The following is a 3,450-nucleotide window of genomic DNA, read 5'->3' on the forward strand; positions in this document are numbered from 1 at the left end:
GCTGTGCGCACGTGGCTGAAGTTGCTAGGCCTTGGACCGAAGCTGGGCCCGGTCCCGCCATGCGGCGGTGCTCCATAGGGCGAGCGCTACCAGCGCTGGCTGGAAGAAGAGCCGGGCAAGCCGTTTCCCGTCGGTGTCCAGGCCGAACGCGTCGCGTCCCTCCTGCCACTGGGCGAGATTGCCGGGGAATACCGCGACGAAGAAGAGCGCGGCGATCCAGCCCACGGCGACCCGCTTCTTGAGCAGCGCCAGCAGGGAAAGTCCCAGGCCGATTTCGGCGACACCGGAAAGGATGACCGTCAGGTCCGGATCCAGCGGGACGAAGTCCGGGACCTGGGCGCGGAATTCCTCGCGGGCAAAGGTCAGGTGGCTGACCCCGGCGAAGCCCAGGAATGCCCCGAGCGCAATCCGTGCGCCGTGCCGGGCAATTCCCAGGGGCTTCGCCGCCGGGGACCTAGTCATCGCTGACGCTGACCAGGACATCGATGTTGCCGCGGGTGGCGTTGGAGTAGGGGCAGACCTGGTGGGCCGCATCGGCCAGTTCCTGGGCCAGTGCGGGTTCCATGCCGGGAATGATGACTTCCAGCTCAACCGAGAGCTTGAACCCGTTCTCTCCGTCGCGGTTCAGGTGGACTCGGCCGCCGACGCTGGAGTCCTCGATCTTGACCTTGCGGCCGCGCGCCACCATATTCAATGCCGAGTGGAAGCAGGCGGCGTAGCCCGCGGCGAACAGCTGTTCCGGGTTGGTGCCGGCTCCCGAGCCGCCCAGTTCTGCCGGGGAGGCCAGGGCCAGATCGAGCTTGCCGTCCGGGGTCTGGACGCGGCCTTCGCGGCCTTGGCCGGTGGACAGGGATTCAGCGGTGTACAGGGTTTCCATGAAACTGCCTTTCGATGAGGGTGAAATCTGGTAGCTATTTTCCGGAGGGTTGGTCCGGAGCGGGGATTTGCTGCATGGAGGCGGTAATGCGGTGCAGGGATGCCAGCAGCGCTTTGGCGCTTTCCATATCCGGCAACCCGGTGCCGCAGGCGATCTGCGCCGGGATATGCGCCAGTTCCTTGCGCAGTGATACGCCAGCGGGGGTCAGGCGGACGTTGACGACGCGGCTGTCCTGGTCATCGCGTTGGCGTTCGATGAAGTCCTTTTGTTCCAGCCGGCGCAGCAGCGGGGACAGGGTCCCGGAGTCCAGCTGGAGCATCTCGCCGATTTCGCGCACCGGCTTATCGCCTTCGGACCACAGTGCAACGAGCACCAGGTACTGGGTGTAAGTCAGCTGCCAAGGGGCGAGCAGCTCGGTATATGCGCGGGTGGTGGCCCGGCTGGCCGAGTAGAGGGAGAAGCACACCATGTCGTCAACTATTGCCATGGAATAATGATTGCACGCAATTCAATTGTGCGCAACTTAAATTATCGATTCGCCAGGCGTGGCGCTGCGCGGACCGCAGGACGGGGGCTTGGAATCGGATTTGGAATTGGAGCCGGACCGGCACTGGAATCGGGGGACAGTGACGGGCCGGAGCACCGGCAGGGATCTTGTCCCGCCGGCTGATGGGGGCATGTTTCGCGCCCTTGCGTTGGCGTCGCTAAGCTGGGATCCATGAGCATCGGCAACTACCTGGCGAAGGCCGGAGGGCGCACCTGCCCCCGCCTGGCGGTAGTCCGCTCGCTGCTGCTGATCAGCGCGGTGCTTTTCGGCTTGTTCTCGATGCATGTGATGCATCATGGAGTCACGGCGCAATCCCCGGCCCCAACCCCGGTCGCGCAGGCGCATCCGGCTCACACCCAGCCCTCGCACCATGCTCCGCCAGCCGATGCGGGCGGCGGGGAGCAGGGCTGTACCGACTGCCCGATGGGCCATGAGATGGCCGCCGCCGGTTGCGTCTTGGCGTTGCTGGCCATGCTGCTGTTCCTGCGGCCGCCGCAGACCGTAGCCGTTCTCCGGACGGTGTTCCCGCGGACCCTTTGCGCGGCACCGGAACTGCGGGGGATCGCACCGGATAAACCTGATCTGGTTGCGTTGGGGATCTGCCGAACGTGAGAACTTGGCCGGTCGATGCACTGGCCTCCAGCTAGTTCCGGCGCCGCCGCAGGCGGACGCCGCTCATGTTCCAGATCCACCAGGAGAATCACCATGAACAAGCAGACCCTCATTTCCAGCGCCCTCGTACTGGGTGCAACGCTCGCCCTCGCCGGATGCGCAGGGGAACCAGCAAGCACCGAGGCGCCGAGCGCCTCGGCCTCCGGTTCGCATTCCGGGCATTCCATGGACCAGTCCGCGTCGGCCAACGACGCCGATATGGCCTTCGCCGCGGGCATGAAGGTGCACCACGAACAGGCGATCGAGATGTCCGGCATCCTGCTGGGCAAATCCGGGATTCCCGCCGAGGTGGCATCCCTGGCCGAAAGGATCCAGGCTGCGCAAGGCCCGGAGATCGAACGCATGGACCGCTGGCTTTCCGAGTGGAATATGTCCGGCGGGAAGGATCACGGGAGCATGGACCACGGCGACGGGATGGTCCCGGAGGAAGGCATCACGGCGCTGGAAGACGCGACCGGCTCCGACGCTGCCCGGCTCTTTCTCGAGCAGATGATCATGCACCACGAAGGCGCCGTGGAGATGTCCAAGACCGAGATCAGCGAGGGAAGCTACCCGGCGGCCCTCGACCTGGCCCAGCAGATCGTTGATTCCCAGACCAGGGAAATCACTGAGATGAAGCAGCTGCTTGAGACGCTGTAGCCCGGAATTGGAGACAGGAAAATTGGGAGTGGCCATGTCTGGAATATTTGCCGGCGGCAAGAGCTACCGTGCCCGCATTGCGACCAGGGGCGCCGGTTCGCTGCTCGCGCTGGCCGTGCTGGCCGGATGCAGCACCGCTGCGGCACCCGTCGCGCAGCCCGAGCCAACGGTGGTTGCAGCCGAGGACACCGGTCAGTTCCTCGCCGAACTGGGACTGGAAGGACTCGACGCCAAGGCGGCCATCGACCGGCTCGATCGCTTGCCGCAGGAGCAGCGGCCGGAGAACTTCACCGCCATGGTGCAGCCAACGCAACTGGTGCTGGCCGATGCGTCGGGACGCACCGCGAACCTGCCGCTGCCGGAAGGCCAGTACTATCTTTCGGCCGCGCCCTATGTGGACCAGACGCACAGCTGCCATTTCCATAGCCTCACCACCTGCCTTGGGCAGTTGCAAGGCAAGGAGATGGAGGTCAAGGCCGTGAACGCCGAGACCGGCGAGGTGCTGGTGGACCAGGGCATGGAAACCTTCGACAACGGATTCATCGGCCTCTGGGTTCCGCGGGGAATCACGGTGGACCTTGAATTCACCTACCAGGGGAAGAGCGCCAAGACCACGGTGTCCACTGCGGGGCAGTCCAGCGCAACCTGCCTGACGGAGCTGCGGCTGGTCTAGGGCCAGCGGCCGCGGACAGCGCGCAAACGGACTCGGGGGGGG

Annotated in this window: 6 protein-coding genes; 3 read left to right on the forward strand and 3 right to left on the reverse strand. The window is 65.4% G+C overall.

Features of this window, described 5'->3' with window-relative positions:
* Window positions 1-24: 24 nt before the first annotated feature.
* The 3 genes from ACNPN0_RS09070 to ACNPN0_RS09080 are packed head-to-tail and all read right to left on the reverse strand — an operon-like array spanning window position 25 to window position 1,364.
* The gene (locus ACNPN0_RS09070; RefSeq protein ID WP_105658060.1) at window positions 25-462 is read right to left on the reverse strand and encodes a DoxX family protein; all 438 of its coding nucleotides are present in this window, start codon (window positions 460-462) and stop codon (window positions 25-27) included.
* Window positions 455-877, reverse strand: a complete 423-nt coding sequence (locus ACNPN0_RS09075) for an organic hydroperoxide resistance protein (protein WP_105658061.1) — start codon at window positions 875-877, stop codon at window positions 455-457. Before ACNPN0_RS09075 ends, ACNPN0_RS09070 begins: the two co-directional genes overlap by 8 nt.
* Before the next feature lie 34 nt (window positions 878-911).
* Window positions 912-1,364 carry a MarR family winged helix-turn-helix transcriptional regulator gene (locus tag ACNPN0_RS09080; protein ID WP_181148888.1) on the reverse strand — a complete coding sequence of 151 codons (453 nt, stop codon included), beginning with the start codon at window positions 1,362-1,364 and terminating at the stop codon, window positions 912-914.
* Window positions 1,365-1,595: 231 nt separating this feature from the next.
* Here ACNPN0_RS09080 and ACNPN0_RS09085 point away from each other — a divergent pair, with 231 nt between their 5' ends.
* The 3 genes from ACNPN0_RS09085 (at window position 1,596) to ACNPN0_RS09095 (ending at window position 3,408) form a co-directional block, all read left to right on the forward strand.
* Window positions 1,596-2,036: a hypothetical protein gene (locus tag ACNPN0_RS09085; RefSeq protein WP_448937868.1), complete on the forward strand. Its 441-nt coding sequence runs from the start codon at window positions 1,596-1,598 to the stop codon at window positions 2,034-2,036.
* Window positions 2,037-2,129: 93 nt separating this feature from the next.
* Window positions 2,130-2,735: a DUF305 domain-containing protein gene (locus ACNPN0_RS09090; RefSeq protein WP_448937867.1), complete on the forward strand. Its 606-nt coding sequence runs from the start codon at window positions 2,130-2,132 to the stop codon at window positions 2,733-2,735.
* A 34-nt stretch (window positions 2,736-2,769) separates the two neighbouring features.
* The gene (locus ACNPN0_RS09095; protein WP_448937866.1) at window positions 2,770-3,408 is read left to right on the forward strand and encodes a CueP family metal-binding protein; all 639 of its coding nucleotides are present in this window, start codon (window positions 2,770-2,772) and stop codon (window positions 3,406-3,408) included.
* The last annotated feature ends 42 nt before the right edge of the window (window positions 3,409-3,450 follow it).

The sequence above is a fragment of the Glutamicibacter sp. AGC84 genome, from assembly GCF_053543575.1.

Bases quoted from the DNA above. Each gene is read 5' to 3' on its own strand.
- ACNPN0_RS09090 (WP_448937867.1), top strand. From the start codon at position 2,130: ATGAACAAGCAGACCCTCATTTCCAGCGCCCTCGTACTGGGTGCAACG.
- ACNPN0_RS09085 (WP_448937868.1), top strand. From the start codon at position 1,596: ATGAGCATCGGCAACTACCTGGCGAAGGCCGGAGGGCGCACCTGCCCC.
- ACNPN0_RS09095 (WP_448937866.1), top strand. From the start codon at position 2,770: ATGTCTGGAATATTTGCCGGCGGCAAGAGCTACCGTGCCCGCATTGCG.
- ACNPN0_RS09080 (WP_181148888.1), bottom strand. From the start codon at position 1,364: ATGGCAATAGTTGACGACATGGTGTGCTTCTCCCTCTACTCGGCCAGC.
- ACNPN0_RS09075 (WP_105658061.1), bottom strand. From the start codon at position 877: ATGGAAACCCTGTACACCGCTGAATCCCTGTCCACCGGCCAAGGCCGC.
- ACNPN0_RS09070 (WP_105658060.1), bottom strand. From the start codon at position 462: ATGACTAGGTCCCCGGCGGCGAAGCCCCTGGGAATTGCCCGGCACGGC.